Annotated in this window: 12 protein-coding genes and 1 pseudogene; 7 read left to right on the top strand and 6 right to left on the bottom strand. The window is 57.1% G+C overall.

All coding sequences use genetic code 11. The features are described 5' to 3' along the window. Positions 1-23: 23 nt before the first annotated feature. Positions 24-1,790 carry an adenylate/guanylate cyclase domain-containing protein gene (locus NKI10_RS28725; RefSeq protein WP_352862463.1) on the bottom strand — a complete coding sequence of 589 codons (1,767 nt, stop codon included), beginning with the start codon at positions 1,788-1,790 and terminating at the stop codon, positions 24-26. A gap of 201 nt (positions 1,791-1,991) precedes the next feature. On the opposite strand from NKI10_RS28725, the gene NKI10_RS28730 reads away from it, so the two are divergent. Further along, the gene (locus NKI10_RS28730; RefSeq protein ID WP_023707079.1) at positions 1,992-2,201 is read left to right on the top strand and encodes a hypothetical protein; all 210 of its coding nucleotides are present in this window, start codon (positions 1,992-1,994) and stop codon (positions 2,199-2,201) included. Between the two features lie 173 nt (positions 2,202-2,374). Here NKI10_RS28730 and NKI10_RS28735 read toward each other — a convergent pair whose 3' ends face one another. The 5 genes and pseudogenes from NKI10_RS28735 to NKI10_RS28755 all read right to left on the bottom strand — a co-directional run bounded on the left by NKI10_RS28735 (position 2,375) and on the right by NKI10_RS28755 (position 9,213). After that, on the bottom strand, positions 2,375-2,638 hold the full coding sequence (locus NKI10_RS28735) for a DUF8692 domain-containing protein (RefSeq protein WP_352862464.1): 264 nt from the start codon (positions 2,636-2,638) through the stop codon (positions 2,375-2,377). Positions 2,639-2,957: 319 nt separating this feature from the next. Then, positions 2,958-3,575, bottom strand: a pseudogene (gene arsH, locus NKI10_RS28740) (arsenical resistance protein ArsH). 1,035 nt (positions 3,576-4,610) lie between these two features. Continuing rightward, on the bottom strand, positions 4,611-5,933 hold the full coding sequence (locus NKI10_RS28745; RefSeq protein WP_352862465.1) for an HlyD family type I secretion periplasmic adaptor subunit: 1,323 nt from the start codon (positions 5,931-5,933) through the stop codon (positions 4,611-4,613). Next, positions 5,930-7,618, bottom strand: a complete 1,689-nt coding sequence (locus NKI10_RS28750) for an ATP-binding cassette domain-containing protein (RefSeq protein WP_352862466.1) — start codon at positions 7,616-7,618, stop codon at positions 5,930-5,932. Before NKI10_RS28750 ends, NKI10_RS28745 begins: the two co-directional genes overlap by 4 nt. Positions 7,619-7,632: 14 nt before the next feature. Continuing rightward, positions 7,633-9,213, bottom strand: a complete 1,581-nt coding sequence (locus tag NKI10_RS28755; RefSeq protein WP_023707072.1) for a hypothetical protein — start codon at positions 9,211-9,213, stop codon at positions 7,633-7,635. 410 nt (positions 9,214-9,623) lie between these two features. Between NKI10_RS28755 and NKI10_RS28760 the strand changes: the two genes are divergently transcribed. From NKI10_RS28760 to NKI10_RS28785, 6 genes are all read left to right on the top strand, one after another. Beyond that, positions 9,624-11,633 carry an ATP-grasp domain-containing protein gene (locus tag NKI10_RS28760; protein WP_352862477.1) on the top strand — a complete coding sequence of 670 codons (2,010 nt, stop codon included), beginning with the start codon at positions 9,624-9,626 and terminating at the stop codon, positions 11,631-11,633. 16 nt (positions 11,634-11,649) lie between these two features. Next, complete coding sequence (locus NKI10_RS28765) at positions 11,650-12,111, top strand: hypothetical protein (protein WP_352862467.1); 462 nt, start codon at positions 11,650-11,652, stop codon at positions 12,109-12,111. 28 nt (positions 12,112-12,139) lie between these two features. Next, complete coding sequence (locus NKI10_RS28770) at positions 12,140-13,165, top strand: hypothetical protein (protein ID WP_023748960.1); 1,026 nt, start codon at positions 12,140-12,142, stop codon at positions 13,163-13,165. 374 nt (positions 13,166-13,539) lie between these two features. Then, the gene (locus NKI10_RS28775; RefSeq protein ID WP_198021026.1) at positions 13,540-15,657 is read left to right on the top strand and encodes a CapA family protein; all 2,118 of its coding nucleotides are present in this window, start codon (positions 13,540-13,542) and stop codon (positions 15,655-15,657) included. Between the two features lie 182 nt (positions 15,658-15,839). Then, positions 15,840-16,721, top strand: coding sequence for an alpha/beta hydrolase (locus NKI10_RS28780; RefSeq protein ID WP_156936529.1), 882 nt, complete (start codon positions 15,840-15,842; stop codon positions 16,719-16,721). Positions 16,722-16,903: 182 nt separating this feature from the next. Beyond that, a complete protein-coding gene (locus tag NKI10_RS28785) occupies positions 16,904-18,109 on the top strand; it encodes a TadE/TadG family type IV pilus assembly protein (protein WP_352862468.1) in 1,206 nt (401 codons plus the stop codon). Positions 18,110-18,287: the final 178 nt, after the last annotated feature.

The raw sequence follows: 18,287 nt of genomic DNA on the forward strand, positions 1-18,287 counted from the left end.
TCTCCAGCCTTGCCGCAAACGCGCTATTCCCGCAAGCCCGCCATGCGCCAGCCATCAATAAACGGCTGCGCATCACTCGGGCTCTTGAAAGGTGAGTTCGCCACCAAATCACCGACCTTCCAATTTGGATTGCCCGCAAGAAATAGGCGGGCTTCCTCTTGTGCCTCAGGAACGCGACCGGCAAGGGCAAGCGCGGGAACCAGGTGCTCCCTTGAACCCGTCCCGTACGTTTCTTCCCGGCTCAAGGACGCAACAGCTTCTTCGTAGTGTCCAGAGGAAATCTGAGCCATTCCCATGATCCAGAAATACCAACCGGGTGGACGAGGATTTATACGGAGCGCCGCGCCACACGATATCAGCGCCGCTTGCGGATCGCCTAAGTAGATTTGAAGCTCACCCATCCATGCAACTGCATCTGCATTGTTGGGATTAAGCCGAACGGCAGCATCGAATTGGAATTTTGCTTCGTCCCAATTGCGCTCATAAAGCTGAACGCAGCCCATGATCCTGCGAGCATGGGAATCGTCGGGATCGATCTCCACGGCCCGTTGCGCGTGTATCAGAGCCTTTGCGCGGCCGGGTTCCTGTGGCTCTCCCCAGACAATCCAGCCAAATAGCAGTGAGATGGCAAGATTGGTGTGCCCCTCGCAGTAGTTTGGATCGATCTGAACGGCACGTTCCAAGTCAGCACACGCCTCACTGTTGTCCGATCTGGAATTGTTGCACTTGCCTCGTGACCTAACGCACAGATCATAGGCTTCGAGATTTGACGGTCGGGAACGGGCAACAAGTTTCTTTTCACCAAGCTTGCCAGAAATCGCTTCAACAACGCGTCGGGTGACTTCGTCCTGAACGTCGAATATGTCGGCGCTTTCGCGGTCGAAGCGCTCGGCCCACACATGATTGCCGCCTTCTGCCGCATTGACAAGCTGCACATTGACGCGCAACCGCTTGTTGGATCGGCGGGCGCTGCCCTCAAGAATATACCTCACACCCAGATCGCGAGCGATCTGACGGACGTCGGTGGGTTTGCCTTTATAGGCGAAGGTGGAGTTGCGGGCGATGACGAAGAAGCCGGACACATTCGACAGATCAGTGATTATGTCCTCCGTCAGCCCGTCGGTGAAAAATTCCTGTTCGGAATCGCCACTCATGTTGATGAAGGGCAGCACGGCAATCGAAGGTTTGTCGGGCGGTGCGAGCGGCTGCGGAGGATTCTGTATAAAAAGGGGCTTGGTTGGTGCTGTGGGCTTTGCCTTGGAGGGAACGCCGACCTGTAGCGAATAAACCCGGACCGGATCGGTGATGTTCTTGAGCTGAACCTCACCGCGATCGTTGATCGCGATATCGAGCCTTGACTTTACCTGCCAATAGGCTTGCTCGGAAAGACAGATATTGCCAGGTTCGCAGATACCTTCTAGGCGCGCGGCGATATTGACGCCATCGCCCATCAGGTCGCCGTCGCGTTCTTGCACAACGTCGCCCAGGTGAATGCCGATACGGAACTCGACGCGGCGATCATCCGGCACCCCGGCATTGCGCTCAACCATGGCATTCTGCACTTCGATCGCGCAGCGCACTGCTTCTACCACGCTGCTGAACTCGACTAGGCTTCCGTCGCCTGTGCGCTTGACGACGCGACCACGATGAACGGCGATTGTGGGATCGATGAGATCGCTGCGCAACGCCCGCAGCCGTGCCAAGATGCGATCTTCATCTGCGCCGGCTAGCCGGCTGTAGCCGACCACATCCGAGACCAGAATCGCTGCTATTTTACGCGTCTGCCTCATGTCGTGCTCCCTCCATCCAGTCTGGCATTACTGCCGAGCCAAAGGAAGCTAGCCCCATCCATTCGTCGGATGATCCGCAACTCCAGTCGTTTGAGATACATGTTGGGCGGATAAAAGCCTCTGACGGCCGTCGGTAAACCGCCTGAACAACGCGCGCTGGATTGCCGACTGCCTTGCGGTGCCACAGAATTCAACCGGTCGATGAAAGCGGACCTTGCGGGCGAGGTCGCAAAGCGCGCTGCGTTACGCATGAATCTCAAGACCCTGGCGGATATGTTCGTCGACCCGCAATCGGTCGAACTCATTCGAGTTGCGAACGGCCGCGGCTTCAGGAGCGGCCTTAATGATGCTTTGAACCGCACCGGCGCCGAAACCGGTGGGACATTGTTCGACCCTGCTGGTCAGCGGTGAAATCACTCCCGGAGTTTGCTATCAACGGCCCTGCCTAACCAAGGAGGAACTGATCCGGTCGTGCTGACGAATTGCGGCAGATGCTGTCATCCCGGAGTGCCAGCGTAATCACCGGTCTGGAGCCGTCGTTTCCGCCCGCCGGTCCAAATACCAGAGCAAGCCGTAGATGAAGATCAGCACCCGGCCAGTTCGAGAGCCTCCTCGAGGTTCGTCTCCACGCGATACCAAAACACCTCTGTGCCTTCGGCTTCCGCGATCTTGCCGCCGACCATTTGCAACCCCACCGCACCACCGAGAAAGAGCGCGGCGGAGAGCAGCATAAGGACCGTGAGCCGCAGCGGAAGCGAGCGTAGGAACGGAATGAAGGCGGCAAGTCCCAGCAGGCTGATGATCCCGGCCGGCGCCGCCCAGATCCGAGTTCTGCTCTGTTCCGGCACGGTTACAATAACAGTATCGTTGCTATCCGGGAACAGGGGTTATTGACATGGAGACTCTCCGCAGCGCCTGACGGGTCAACACTCGACCACATGACAAGCACCTGGCGGCAGTGTGACGGTGTCATGACATTTTGTGGCACTGAACAAGCATCGCACAACAGAACGCCGATGGTTGCGTCATCGGTGCGCAGCATCACATCACGCACAACTCTTTCGGCGGCGCCGTGACGCTTGGCGGGACGGCAACCGAAATCGACTTCTCGGGCAATATCCTGTCCGGCACGATCACGATCAACAGCGCCGCCGCCAACAACCACGTTCAGGGGAATCGCTCCACCACTGGTGCGGCTGTGGTGGACAATTCCGGCGTTGCAACAAACTTCTTCACCAGTTCCTCCATCACGTCGACAATCCGGTTGTAGTACGACGAGGGCCTCATGCGGTCGGCCTCGTCGAACTTGCCGAAGGCCTTCGCCACTTGACGACTGATTGGGGATGGTGACCATCCCCATCCATCGCCCGAGAATGCGCAGCTGGTTGACGGCGTTGAAGCTCTGCGAGCCACCCGCATCTGCATCACAGCGAGCGTCCTGCCTTGCGTCGGGCGTATCCCACCCATCGAGAGCGGCAGCCAGTCGATCTGCGCCTTCATTACTCCTGTCATAGACCCGTGCCGTTCCGGAGAGCACCAGACCTGGGCCTCCGACAAAATCGACAGATCCCGCAGTTCCTGGACCTTCGGATGATCGGCAGACGCCGAATCGGGGAGTGGCAGGCCCGAGGGATTGAAGATACGCACCTCGGCACCCAAACGGCGCAGGATACGGGCAGCCTCCTCCGTAGCGAGCCGGGAATAGGACCGTTCGCGCAAAGATCCGTAGAGCATCAGCACGCGCGGTTTGTGAATGGAGCGGGGCGCGTCCAGCAGAGCCTGCATGTCGATCGGCCGAAACTGCTCGTCATAACAAACAAGCGGCAGCTTGCAGGCAGTTGTAATCGGTGGAATGGATTTACGAGTCGAGGCGCCGGACCAGGATGGGCTCACTTGCCTCGAAGTTCAGCCTGTTGGAATGGCGCCGAGGACCGAGTAGTGGTATCTAACGAGCCGGCGGCCCTCGATGTTTGACCGCTCGGCCTGCAACTCTCGTATGTCGTCCCGCAAAGTAGTGGCGCTACCGACCACTTCTAAGGATCAGGAGGACTAGTTTGCACAGTGTCTCAGACCATGCCAACCGATGACTGAGGCCAAGCCTCTATTACCGGCAGAAGATACATATCGTCGTCGGGGGCTAAAGGGCACCTTCCTGATAAAGACTCAACCACCACTGTGTTCCTCATTTTGTCGTCGCCGAGTTCTCTTCCCGATAGGCCATTCCATCCGACGGCATCTCCGTGCATTGAGGAACTGAAAGATCTTTGCCCGCGGTGCATGCTAGCCGCTGGCCTCTTGTCAGTGATAGTAACTATCCAAGCGAATGCTGTCGGTTGCCGACACAGCAATATCTCTCGCAATCTTCGTGCGCGTTCCAGCACGAACCGCCATGGCGCCCCTGCCCCACGCCGCAGGCCAGTGAGACGGCCCACCTGATCCTGGCGCTGATGATCGACGAGGCCATCACCGACGTTCTCGACTCTCCCCCCTGTGAGGACCAAACCACGCACGGCGCAATCGCTGTCCCTTTGGAGGCTGCATAGTCTCCTGCGTTCTGAAATCCTCAACGCCATACTGATGGTGATGCGGCCGGGAAAAATCCTCACCCGCGTCACTGAAATCATTCGTCACGTCTGCGGCCCACCAAGACGGCGCAAAAGCCAATCCGCCGCTGCAACAAGCGCCGTCTTGGTGCAAAGTTAGCGCTTATGGGCTCTTCTCTCACCCCAGCAGGTGCACGCTATCTTTTGAGATGTGGAGGCGCTGAGCTTGCGCACCGCTCACAATCCACCCCAAAGACGGCTGCCCCGATAGCCAATCCTATTGTTCGCGCAGAGCCCGACCCATGGCAGCGTAGACCGGAGCGCTAAGATATTCCCATGCTGACCTCGCTCCAGTCTCGATCATCACTTGTGTGTTCATTCCGGCTTGCAATGCCACGGGCGTCGCCTTCAGGGACTGAGGTGTCAGAGCGATGCGAGCTGCATAAAATGCCTTGCCAGTGCGCGGATCGACCAGCCGGTCTGCTGAAAGGGTGCGGACATCACCGTTCATGGGCTGCTGATACCGCCTGCCCACCGCGCTGAGCCAGATGGTCGCGTGCAGCCCCACTTTCACCTGGTCGACGTCAAGCGGGTCCACGTTGGCAATCACGACGAAGTTGTCGTCGATGGGCACGATATCCATCAGAGGATCGCCTGCTGCTATTACCCCGCCAATGGTGTGAATCTTGAGCCCCACTATGGTGCCTCCGATGGGAGCGCGGATCTCGGTTCTTGTCATCACGTCATCGGCGGCGGCTATTCGTTGAGCGGATTCATATATCTTGGCACGCACCACCCCAAGCTCAGCGACAATGTCGGCCGCCGTGGATGCGTTAAGTTCAGCAACCTTGAACTTCGTCTCCTCCATTTTTTGCCTGGCAACGCCAATCGACGCGATATAGCCGCTCAGGTCGCCTCCCACATCCGCCTTTTCAGTCTCCAAATCTGTCAGGCGCGTCCTTACCACCAGTTTTTTTTGATACAGGGCACGAACATCGCCCAGCTGCTCCTCGATCAACTCCAGTTTCCGTGTGGCCGCCACCACCTGCCCTTCATAGCCCTCTATCTCCTTATGCAGGCTTCCGGTCGTTTGCTGCAGCAAGGAAAGTCTCTCACGAAGCAGGGTCTGACGTGTTCGAAAGATACTCTCCTGGCCGGAAACAGCCTCGGCCGCCATTTTACCGGGCTCCTTTAACTCTGGCGGAATCTCGATTGAGTCCTTGCCGTCTCTCTCGGCGATCAACCGTGCCTCGGTAGCTTTCGCCTCGTACCATTGCGCCTTGATCTCGTTCGCAGCGGCCGTAGAAGCAGTGCTCTGCAGTCGTACCAGGACCTGACTTGGCGATACGCGATCGCCCTCCTGAACCAATATCTCGGATACAATCCCACCTTCGAGATGTTGCACTGTCTTTACGTTTGAGGCTACCTCCACCAACCCATTGGCCACAATGGCGCCCTGGATTGGAGCCGCAACAAGCCACATGCCGGTCAGGGTCGAAAAAATTGCGATTATCGCGAAACCGAGAACAATGCAGTTGTTACCAAAGGGCGCAGGATCGTCTCCAGCTTGTTTGGCGTCAACGGCGAGCGGGACTGTCACTTGACGCTCCGCAACTCAGTTTTCTGAGGACGAACCGGGCGCTCCGTGGGATCGGAGAGCTCAGGCGTTCGGCCGCCCAGGATCAGCGTCCGGTCGATTAATCCGGCAAGACGGTTGGTTTGTCCCGACATTGTAATGATTACCGAGCATCCAGACTCCTTCATGACTTTCACCGCCGCTTCAAGCGCCCTTCTCGATGAGCTGTCAAAATTGGCGAAGGGCTCGTCCAGAACGATAAGTCTCGGTGCGCGAAACAGCGCCCTTGCAAGTGCAATTCGTTTCCGTTCGCTGCCGGACAGTCCGACCGTGTCGTCAAGCACGGTGTCATAGCCCTGGCCTAGGCGAATAATAACCTGGTGGATTCCCGCTATTTTTGCCGCAGAAACCACATCGTCTATAGAGCTTTGTTGAAACCGGGCAATATTCTGGGCGACGGTTCCCTCGAACAGTTCGACCTGCTGTGGCAAATAGCCAATAGCCTCGGCTCTAATATAATCCGGAAGCCGGGTGACGTTCATGTCTCCCAGGCGGACCTGTCCGGTCCGTGGCTTGAGCAAACCTATCAGGAGACGGGAAAGCGTTGTCTTGCCGGTAGCTGCGCGCCCGATGACCAATAGCAACTCGCCTGGCGCCAGCGACAGCGACAGTTTCCTGAATACGTCTTCTCGCGATCCCGCGTGCCTGAACGCCACTTCATCAAGAATTAATGTGCCGCGCGGAGTTCCAGGCAGCAACGACGGGCCTCCGTCCGACGGCTTGGCAAGGTCCGCCTTGATCTTTGCATATCCTTCCCGCGCTTCCCTGAAGCCTCTGAACTCTCCAACCGCCTTGCCCACCATCCTGTAGGCAAAATTGGCAATGAGTCGGGCTGCAAACAGGCCGCCGAGCGACGCTTGATCGTTCAGGAACAGCCATATGCCGGAGGCCAGCAGAATAATGTAAAGGCTACGGTTCAGCACCCGGATCGCAGCATCGAGGCTCGATCCGCGGGCGTTGAGCCGGTCTCGTTGCAAGAAGCCGTCCACTCGGTTCCTGCCCCAGCGACCAGCGATCGCATCCGCCATTGCGAACGCGCTGACAACGTCTCTATGCCTATCCGCCGAGACCAACACCTCTTTTGCCTGCTTGACGGCATCACGTTCCGCCTGGCGGGGCTCTCGCGTGAAATTTTCTTTCAACAGGCCCAAGCCAATCAGCAAAAGTGTGGCTGCTATTGCGATCAGGAAGAGAACCGGATGGATGAAGTACACACACAACAGGAAAATCGGCGCCCAAACCACGTCCAACCAGGGAGATAGCCCGCGCTCAATAAAGCCCGCGACTTTCTCGATGCTGGCCAGCAGCGGCGGATTGGCGACACCTGACGTCAATCCGGCTTTCACGGACTGGCTGGTCAACTGGTGCTCGATCCATACGCTCCAACGCGAAAGCATGCGACGGCGAATGGTTTCCAGTGCGACGCCGGCTACCAGGGCGAGCAAGGCAGCCAGGGACAGGATGACAAGGGTTTCAACGCTGCGGCTCGAGATGACCCGGTCGAATATCTGTATGAGATAGAGCGGGCCGGCAAAGCGCAAAACATTGATAAACACGCTGAATACCACCAGAGCCGCAAGGCCGGGTATCGACTTTCTCCACATTTCGCTGAGGGGGCCGCTATACCGACGCCTGCCTCGTGTGTTCATCGGGACACCGTCTTTCACGCGCGTCCAAGGGGAGCGTGCTGATCAGAATGCTCATTGAAGAGGCCAGAGAAATTCATGATCACCGCATCAATGTCATCATGAGCATCCAACGGCGGCGCCTCAAGTGCGTTTTGCAGAGGTCTGTCGTGATGATCGGCCGCCTCAAACATTGACCAGGTTTCATTCAGCAGGTAGGACATCCGGGCAGCCGGGAGCGGAGCGCAGCCGAGGGCCTGCAAGATGCCGCAGAGCGACGACTTGAGGGCACCGCGGCTTTTTGCCAGCACTGCTGCCTCTACTAGTTCCGTGGGCGCCTGCACCGACATGAATGTGGGGATAGAACCCTGGGAAGGCCGCTCAGGCAGAGTGACCAAGATGCTTCCGAATGGACTGGGCCACGTCGCCAGGCTGCCATTGGCATTTACTTCTCCAAGTTCGGCTACAATCAACTCGCGCGCGACCTTTGCCAAGAAATCAATCCGGAGTTGGTGAGAATGGGCTCGATCCACGCCGACCGGCATGGCTGCCTCCGACGATGCCGCAATGCGCCGCAGGTACGGGTTGTTGCTCTGCCCATTGGACAGTTTTTCCGCAGCGCGGGCCCTAAACACAGGACCGAGCGCGCCATCCTGGAGATCCCACGGGGAATAGCAATGCAGCCCGGTAGCTTCCTCAGCCTCTCTCACGCCAAGCGGGGATCGGCCAAGTCTGCCGCTGATGGCCAGCACCTTGTGGCCGGCAGCGCGCAACGTATCCACTCCATACTTTGCACCCATCGCGTCGTAGGACGCGAATATCGTGCCAAGAGCCATGCTGCGAAATGATTCCGCCAGAATTAACTCGGACGTTTCCTTCTGCTGCAGCCCGTCGGCAATCTCGATGACAGCAACGTCGCATCCATTTTCGGCAGCATGGTTCAGCAGGCGGAAAGCGCCCTTTTCGATCATTTCCACCGAGGCAAGATAGGTGGTTGCAAACCCGGCGTCGGTGAAATCAAGAACGATGTCAGCGCCCGCATCGCGCACAATCCAGGTGTCGCCACCGGACCCGGTTCCGGTAATCTTCAGCGCGGCAACCTTAAGCCCTGCTCTTTTGAAACCTCTTACCAACGACGTCGCCGTCAATGTCTTTCCCGCGTTCATGGATGTTCCCAGCGACAGGACAATCGGCAGAGAGGGCCGAAGGTCGTCGGAGCTGACCTTGTAATCCCAAACATTCAATCGGCGACCGAACTTGTCCCCGATCAGTCCGAGAGGGGTGATCTTTGTTGGCGCAATCATGCGATCATGTCTGGAAAGCTCACACGCTGCGATGCCCCCCCCCGCCACTAGGTCACATGGTCCGAGATCAGGGCCAATAACAGCTTCGAACTGGTCCGGTGCGTATCTGTTTCCATAACAAATGATTATCTCATCGCCGGGAAACATGATCGCCTTTCTCCCGTTGATCAGCTCCAATCTGCTGTGATTGCCGAGTTTGTCCACACGAGCCAGGACAAGATCGCCTGCGATCGGCTGCAAGGAACCTGTGATCAACGTGCGCATGTGCGAGGCCGCGACCCGGCGAGTCGCGAACGAACGCTTGGCTTTCTTCATGCGCCCGCGCTGAATTCTACAAACAGACATGATACCCACCCCAACACTACTTCAATTACGCAGTTCGAGTCTTTTTATTTAAAACTTAATTTAAGATTTGTTTTCCTCTGGCTCCAACCTCCCTTTATTTTTTTGTTGCCTTAACCATTAGCTAACCATAATATAACTGAGGGTTGCGCGCAAGCGATGGAGGCAGGAACCTTTCGTAGAGCAGTCGGAAGGTTAATTCGGGGGCAAAATGTATGGCTATAGTATGCCCAGTTGGGGAATTAGAGCCGTTTGAGATCACCGGGTTCAAGACGCTATCCGGCCTCAATGTGTATAACGCGAATACAGTCGTTAAATTGACGCTTAATTTAGGGCAACTGGCTACTGCCCGCGTCTCCGGTTTTACTCATGAGGTCCGATTGGTGCTTTCCGATCTCTTTCCGGAGTGCGAGCAGGATGCATCGGTAGCTTCGTATCTTGCTGATGCGATCCTGGCCGCGGACCTCGAGCTTCGCCGCGCGATGAATTTTTATTCGTTTCCAACTGTGGCCACGTTGGTGAGCGATCCGTCCGAGAGCAATTCAGTGATCGTCTGGGAGTCGGACGACCCGCAAATGTCGCGCGCGGCCGCGGCGGCTGTCGTTCATGCGGTCAGCGAGGCAACGCGAGATGGGGATGCCACATCGAAGTATTCCCTCGCACGGGAATTGAACCTGGAAAGAGCAAAGAAACGGCGACTTTCAAATTCGACCGCAGTGCTGGTTGCGGCCGCCAAGAGGAACCGCATCCCGTTCGAGTTTGTCGCGCGCAACCACCTTCGTCTCGGCCAAGGCAAAAACCAAAAGCAGCTCTTCTCAACGATATCCGGTTCGACATCGTTTGCGTCCGCGAAAGTGGCCCTCGACAAGAGGCTGGGCAACAGGCTTTTGGCGCAGGCCGGCTTGCCCGTACCGCGCCAGCTTACGGTTCGCAGCAAATCCGAGGCGGTCGCTGCCGCCAAGCAGCTGGGCAAATCTGTGGTGGTGAAACCCGCCCAAGGCAATCAGGGGCGCGGAGTTTCAGTCAAGCTGCGGGGACGCCGCGCTGTTGAAGCCGCGTTCGACATAGCGTGCCAGGTGGCTCAGTCTGACCGGTATGGCGTGCTGGTAGAAGAGTTCATCGCCGGCCCGGAGTATCGAGCGACGATTGTTGATTTTCGTGTCGTGGCGGCAGTCCTATGTTGCCCGCCGCAGGTTACTGGCGACGGCGAAAAAACGCTGCGCCACTTGATCGATGATTTGAATCGGGAACCTGACAGGGACGGCAGGCGTCTGTCGCGTCTGGAAATCGACGACGACCTGCTTAGACACCTGTCATTGCACCATTTTACGATGGAGACTATCCCGATTGCCGGGCAGCAGGTGGTTCTGCGACCAAACGGTCACCTCGCACGCGGAGGCGTACCGGTCGACGTTACAAACTCCGTCCATCCGGACAATCATAAGCTATGTGAACGTATCGCCAGGGTCATTGGGCTCAGTATTGCCGGGTTGGATCTGATCATGCCCGACATTGCGCAATCTCACAAAGATGTCGGGTGCACTGTCATCGAGGTGAACGCTAGACCAGGGATCGAGTTTCATCTTTGGCCGCGGGCCGGCACGGCAAGGGATGTGAGCGAGATAATCCTGGCCAATATGTACGACGATCCGGCTTCATCGGAAGTTGCCACGGTGCTCGTCCTTGGCGACCGGCATACCAGCATGGTGGCAAAAGCGATCGAGCACCGGTTCATGGCAGAGGGGCGGAGCATCGGCCTCTTGTCGAAGAAAGGCGCCTACATCAACACCGCACCACAAGAATTCAGCCAGCGAGCAACACCGCAAATGCTGGCCAGGGATCCTTTATTGGAAGCGCTGGTTTATGCCGCTTCTCCAGCAAGAATCTCGGAGAACGGTCTTGGTCTGGGCGCTTGCCACGCCGTGTCGGTGGCGGCGACGGACGTCGAGAATTGCGAGCTTCTCAAAAACCTGGCCAAAGCAGTTTTGAACGCCGGTAACCGGGGCTGTTTTATAGTCCACAATGAGGATTTAGTATCCCGCCAGGCGTTGTCGGCGCTGCCTGTTGAAAGATTGATTCTGACAAGTGCCGAGACTGAGCTTGGCCATGATTTGCGGCGACATCTACAACGCGGTGGATTGGCTCTATCGATGCGGTGGAGCACCGATGGGTCCGGAGCCAAGATGACGCTTGCATCGGGATCTGGCGAGCTGGTTGCGGAACCTGCCACGTTTGCGTCGCGACCGCCGCAGCTCAAGGCTGCCATGCATGCAATGGCAATTTCGTATCTGGCAAAACGGGATGCATGGTTCGATGAGGTGGCGTCGCCACCTTCGAATCGACCTTACGCAAATGGAGTTCAGCAGCAGGCAGGAGTTTCTCTGCTGAGGTAAAAAGGGAGTAGCGTTCATGGATACTGTTTCAGCAACTGCGACACCAAATGTTTCGCAAGGCGACGCGGCAGCACTCGTCGCCTTGGCCCTGCAACGCACCAAGAACAAGGCGGGGGAGCCTAGAACCCGTGCAAGGATGTCTTACAAGACATTCAGGCGCTTGACCGGGCGTCGTATAGGGGGGGCGAAATTTGTGCGGGAGTTCACTGCGGAGATGGTGAACCTGGGCTGGCTGATGGTCCGCATGCCGTCGGCGTATGGCTTCGTGCGCGCAGCGTCCCTAGACAAATGGCCGCTCACAAAATCGGATGTGCTCGCGCAGGAGCTCAAGCTGATCGGTGAGGGATCGATCACGGAAGTGCTGGACAATGCACGGCGGGAGCTTGGCAAGGCGACTGACGACAGCAGTGCATCGAGCGCCCCCAATGGGTCAACCCGCAAGAAGGGAGAGAAGACAGGTCCGATAGGCATGAATTGACAGGTTTCATTGGGAGAGGGATTGATCGGTGCCAATCGCGCTCAATTGGTACGACGACGGAGAGGAGTTTGACACCAAAAAACTCCTGGCCTTGGAATTCCAGAAGCTGGGTCTGCAGACTCGGGTGCGAGGACCGCTGCTCATCGCGTCGGCGGGGCGTGAGAAATGCCTGCTTCTGGAAGCAGAGACTTGCTTCACGGCTCTTACGGCATTCCGCATATTGAAAGACAAGAGGCTTGCGCGAGCGGCTTTCAAGCGAGCGGGGGTGAGCTTCGCCGAAGGCAAGGTTTTCAAGCTGAGCAACAAAGAAAGCGCACGAGAAAAGGTTATCGAGTTCGGGAAGGCGGTGGTGAAGCCTTTCGACGGGAACAAGGGACGCGGTGTCTCGGTTAACGTAACCGCTGCGACTTTCGACGAAGCATGGAACGCTGCGCTGCAAAGCCTCACAAGCCGCATCCTTGTCGAAAAGTGTTTCACTGGTGGAAGCGAAGCCAGATACTTGGTGATTGACTCGCAATGCGTTGCCGTTGCGAAGCGTGTTCCGCCCTTTTTAATAGGTAACGGGGTCGATTCCGTCAGCCAACTCATAGCTGCCAAGAACAACAGTCGTTTGAACAATCCCCACCTCCGAGATAGGCCTATAATCATTGACGACTACCGCAAACTAATCCTGAGTTCTCAGAAACTGGATCTAAGCTCTATTCCAGGGCGAGGCTGCAAGGTTACGGTGGACTGGAAGAGCAACGCCTCAACCGGCGGCGAAACTACGGAAATCACGGATATCGTTCATCCTAGCATGAAGCGCATAGCGGAACGTGTCGCAAGAACGGTTCAAGGCTTACACGTTGGCGGCATTGATATTCTGGCGCTTGATCATACGTCAAAAGCTGCCGCGGGTAACTACATTGTAATTGAAGCGAATACACGGCCCGATCTTGGAATACACCTTTTCCCGATGTTCGGTCGACCAGTAAATGTCTCTAAGATTATCGCAGAGAGCTGTATCAAACACATGGGGCTTGGTGGCGCCAAGCCCCATGTCGCGAAAACCTAAGGGTGATTGAAGGGTATGCTCAGAGCAACTGAAAGAGCCCAGCGAGCTGGCAATGAAGCCATTGCCACAGCTGCTCCTCCTTCCCAATGCAGCCCAGATTCGGTCGGCATCTCATCAGGCCCTCAGAGTGACGGTCACTGCTTTGCGCACGGGGATGACGGCGAAGCACTAACCACTGCAAGGGAGTAAACATGGCGACTGGCTCTGTTTACATTTGGGAGTCATGTGACTCGGACTTTACTGGCGGCCGCGTGCATCTGGCCAAGGTCGAATTGCCCCATCTCGTCCAGCGGGCCGGAAGGCGCTGCCTGCGCGGGCGGTACGTAGACGTCATCAGCCATCCATGCAGGGAAGAGGATTGGCCGACCGGCCAGATGAGCGAAGTGTCGCCCGACGAAGACGGCAATTTTTCTTTCCAACCGTCTGGCGGTGGGTTGAAAAGCCCCCATGCCGCCGCGCGTTTTGGCCAGGTAAACGTCTACTTCCACGTCTCCTTGATGAGCCAGCGCATCAACGATGTGCTTCGTTCACTTGGAGTGGGCCCTCTCCCGAAAATCAGGGCGATCGTCAATGCACATCGGCCGAAGCAACGGCAGGGCAGTCGTGAAGACACCAGCAGACGGGTGCCCGTCAAAGGCGCCAGGTATCGTTACCCGGCAAGAATGGAAAACCTCGATGATTTTTCAATTCCCCTCTGCGGAGAGTTGCTCTTTGGACCGGGGCATGGGGTCACCGAAGAAGGGTGGCTGCCGCGAATTTCAGGCGGCGCCTATCTCTGCGATCCATCCCACGACGCCGGCTTGATATACCAGGCGTTCGGGCTTCACGTCGTGCGTCATACCGCTGATGTGCAGGCCGACAGGTTGCGTGCACCGCGTGCCGCGTTCAGCCGACCGGGCGCCCTTGAATATGCCGTGAGCACTTACTTGGCGGCCTCCATGCTATCGAGCCCCCACGTGTCGTGCTGGCATGCTCGCCACGATACCGAGTTTGTGCCTGCCGATAGCCTTGCCAATGATGGCCGCATTGATGATGACGAAATGCAGCCGCAGGAGGCGTTGGTCGCACAGGCCGTCGCGGGGGCGATGTGGGATCTGCACAAGGCATTTCACTGGCACGAATTTGCCTGCATGGAGCTGGTTGTCAGCGCCCTTTTTGAGCTTGGGCGACTTTCCGACAGCCCATTCGCGCCTTCCCGGGTCGGAACCAGGGCAATCAGATCGTCACCACGCAGCTTTGCCTCGTGCCTGCTTCATGCGGACAACGTGAAGTCCGGCGGCCTATACGAGAGGCTGATTCGGGAAATCTTCGAGAAGCGAGGGATAGGCTTTAGTTCGCCCGCGACCAGCATGCTGCTTGCGCCGTCAGTTCCGCCCCTCGCTCACAGCCTCAGCGGCTCTAAACACGTGCAGCGCCACGTTGCCAAAATCCGCGAAAAGTTTTCAGAAGTCATAATTCCGGGTGACGGCGATCTCATCGACCCGGATCAGCTTGAGCAGACTCTATCTTCGTCAACCCGCAGCCATTATCACTTGGCGGCAGTCGGAGACGTAATGACCGGGATGCGGATGCGGCATCGCATCCGCAGATTCGGCCCGGACTATTGCTTCGCCTGGGTCCGCCCAATCCTCAGCCGCTGTACCCTGATTACAGGAAACCAAGAAGGTCCGTTTTCCTCACATTCCGAGAAGGATGAAACCACGCGCAACTACTCTTACAAGGTCGATCCCAAGTCGGCCTCGGTCCTGCGCCGCGCCGGCTTTGCTGCGATGACTGTCGCAAACAACCACATACAGGATTGTGGTCGAGAGGGCGTGATTGAGACCTTGAACACCCTGGAACAACACCATATCAGGCCTTATGGTGGCGGAAGAAACCAGAACGGGGCGCACGATCCCGCGATCTTCGACGGCACAGATATACGTGTCGGACTGCTCGGCTATTACTGGAATCGTCGAACGGCGGCGCATGCTGATCTCCCGGGTTCAGCACAAGATCTAGCGGAACTGGTTGAGCGCGACCTTGCAAGGCTGCGGCCACTGGTCGATCGCATCGCCGTGATGGTACATTGGGGCGTACCATACCAGCGCCAACCTACCGAGGAAGATCGCATGAAAGCACAGCTTTTCATCGATTTGGGAGCAGATGCGGTCATCGGCCATCATCCACATATCCTTCAGCCGGTCGAAATCTATAAAGCTCGGCCGATATTATACAGTGTCGGCAATTTCGCCTTCGGATCGGGAAACAGCAAGGGTGAGTCTATCTTGCCTTGCTTCTACTTTGGCGCTGGGCAGATAGATCTGGATATATATCCAGTTTACGTTCAAAACAGAGATCCGCGCCTCGACTACCAGCCAAAAATAATGGGAGGGGCGGCCGGCCGGGCCACGATCGATCGGCTGCTGGATTTGTCGCCTGGATTGGGCGGTGCAATAGTTGATGTCCAGGACAGATGCCTCAAATTGTCTATCCCCTCGCGCACTGAGTGATCGGATGTCCCCGTTGTAAAGTCGTCTCTCTCCCACCAGACATAGCGAGTCGCGGAAGGCTGTCCTTCGACAAGCACCACCCTATGACTGAAACGAAGTCTTTACCGCCCGGACAGTTTTGATTTGTTTAGAAATTTCTAATGGAATATGGCATAATGCGGATTGTCCAATGGGAGCGACAGGTGCGATTTCTGATCCGTCTGTTGGTTGCGGCGGTAATGGGCTGCAGCCTCATTTATTCGGGCCCCGTTCTTGCCTGGAAGGTGGGCAAGGGTACGACTACAGCAAACATTAACGGGACGAAGCTGACGGTCTATACCTACCACCCCAAGAGCTGCAGCAATCCCGCGATTCTGTTCGTCTTCCATGGGTTGAGCCGAACGGCGTCTTCCTACAGGGACTATGCGCAGTCTCTCGCTGATCGAAACTGCCTGATCATAATGGCGCCGCTCTTTGACTTGGAAAGGTTCCCAAGCTGGAGCTATCAACGTGGGGGGATCGTCAACAGCGGCGCTATTCAGCCGCGGGATCGATGGACCGTCTGGTATGTGAAGGGCCTGGTGAACTGGGCGAGGTCACGAGAGGGGTTGCCGAACGCGCAGTATTACCTTTTCGGGCATTCCGCCGGCGGCCAATTCACTTCTCGTGTTGCGGCCTTCTCCCTGGCCGACGCGAAAAGGTTGGTGGTTGCCAACCCATCCTCATATGTTTTGCCCTCGCTGGCGGAAGCCGTAGCCTATGGGCTCGGCTGCGTGTCCTCGGGATGCGTCTATACGCCGGATGAAGCAACCCAGGAGATGAAAGCGTATCTGGCTTTGCCGCTGACGATCTATCTCGGAGAGGACGATACCGGCGATGTCGACCTAAATGAAAGCGCCGCTGCCATGCGGCAGGGAGCGACCCGCCTGGAGCGGGGGCAGTACACATACGAGTTGGCGCAAGCTGTCGCGACCGCAAACGGGTGGCCGTTTAACTGGCGTATTGTGATCTTGCCGGGAGTCGGGCATTCGGCAAGTGACATGCTGCGGTCCGACCAGGCAGCGAGTGCATTCGGACTCAAATAGCGGGATCTGCGGTCCTGTAGCTCGGCAAGATGTAGATACCTCGATGAGCGAGATAGCCTAGCGCGAGTCGCTTGGTCAAAGTTTGCGCAGCCTGCGGCGGCACGCAATTTAATTAGGATATTCTAATTTAGCAAAGTTTAAACGCGATTCGAGCTAGCCTGCTTCTCTGCGAGGGCATCTCAATGCGAAAGCTGAAGGACCTGCTGCTCGATAGGAGCGGAAACTTTGCCGTGGCAGCGGCGTTGGTGGCGCTACCGCTATGCTTGGTCTTGGGCGTGGCCATTGACCTTACCAGTGCGGTCACCTGGAAATCCAGGCTGCAAGAATTGGCCGATTCGGCGGCTCTGGCAGCTATAGAGAGCGACGGTGGAGACGAGGAAGCCGTCGCGGCCGCCAAGAACATTGCGCTTGGTAATGGCTCTTTTGCGGTGGGAGCGGTGGTTGAAGTCGACATCACGACGCCGACTCCCGTCTCGCGGGAGGCAGCAGTTGATATCGCCGCAACAATGCCGACGGACTTTATGAATCTTGCCGGCATTCAGGCTATCAGCCTTCACGTCACGGCAAAGGCACGAAAGGCCCCCCCGGAGTATTGCATCTATGCTCTCGATCCAGATTCAACCGGAGCGCTGAGTGTGACCGGTTTAGGAAAGGTGTCGGTGCCAAATTGTGGCATTCAGGTAAATTCTTCCAGCCCCGAAGCACTGAGACACGTTGGGGCCGGCAAAATCGCCGCGACAAAAGTCTCGGTAGTCGGCAATTACCAAGGCGGCGGATACAGCGTTTCCCCGAAGACGAACCAGCCCTTCCTCGCCGACCCACTTGTCAGCACACCAGAACCGGTTCCCCCGACCGGTTGCGACTACAGCAACCAGGCGCTCTCGGATGTCACCATTCCGGCCGGGCGGGTGTTCTGCGGAAGCATCGACTTCGGTGGAAAAATTGTGCTTTCCCCAGGCGTTCACTACTTTCACAATGCGATAGTCGGCATCAGCAACAATGCGAAAATCACAGGCAAGGAAGTCACCATATTCGTCGATTCCAAGTCCAGCATCATACAGGCAGGCGGGAACGGCGCCATGGAACTTTCCGCTCCTACAAGCGGCGTTTATACCGGCATTGCCATCTTCGGATCGCGTACCGCCTTGCCATTATTGCCGACTATATCGCTTGCAATAAATAAGAATTACTCGGTAAATGGTACAATATACTCTCCAATGCACCACCTTAAAATGAAAGGGACCAATGACAAGAAGTTGGCTACCGGCCTGGGATGGATTGTTGTTTGGCAATTCTCTTACAATGGAGATTCGAGCGTCAACCTGGATGGCTACAGCGGCACCCCACCAAAGGGTCTCGGAGACGCAGCAATCGCGTTGCTGCAATAGATGGAGACGGTACCCGCTTCGTGGCTTCGAAGGTGCCCTTCCGGCTGAGTTAGCGAACTCTCAAACGCAGTCCTTAACGGGATGCGACCACGCTTCTAAAGTCTCGCGGGGGGGACCGTCGTTGCCGATCTACGCGCCTTTGCAGCATTCGCCGAGACTGCGAACCCGAGCGAGGTGC

Origin of the sequence: Mesorhizobium sp. M0802 (assembly GCF_040320115.1) — a bacterium.
GTDB lineage: Bacteria > Pseudomonadota > Alphaproteobacteria > Rhizobiales > Rhizobiaceae > Mesorhizobium.

What these genes read in the sequence shown, in the direction of transcription:
- NKI10_RS28725 (WP_352862463.1), bottom strand. Translation starts at nt 1,790, where the DNA reads ATGAGGCAGACGCGTAAAATAGCAGCGATTCTGGTCTCGGATGTGGTC.
- NKI10_RS28730 (WP_023707079.1), top strand. Translation starts at nt 1,992, where the DNA reads ATGAAAGCGGACCTTGCGGGCGAGGTCGCAAAGCGCGCTGCGTTACGC.
- NKI10_RS28750 (WP_352862466.1), bottom strand. Translation starts at nt 7,618, where the DNA reads ATGAACACACGAGGCAGGCGTCGGTATAGCGGCCCCCTCAGCGAAATG.
- NKI10_RS28755 (WP_023707072.1), bottom strand. Translation starts at nt 9,213, where the DNA reads ATGAAGAAAGCCAAGCGTTCGTTCGCGACTCGCCGGGTCGCGGCCTCG.
- NKI10_RS28765 (WP_352862467.1), top strand. Translation starts at nt 11,650, where the DNA reads ATGGATACTGTTTCAGCAACTGCGACACCAAATGTTTCGCAAGGCGAC.
- NKI10_RS28775 (WP_198021026.1), top strand. Translation starts at nt 13,540, where the DNA reads ATGAGCGAAGTGTCGCCCGACGAAGACGGCAATTTTTCTTTCCAACCG.
- NKI10_RS28785 (WP_352862468.1), top strand. Translation starts at nt 16,904, where the DNA reads ATGCGAAAGCTGAAGGACCTGCTGCTCGATAGGAGCGGAAACTTTGCC.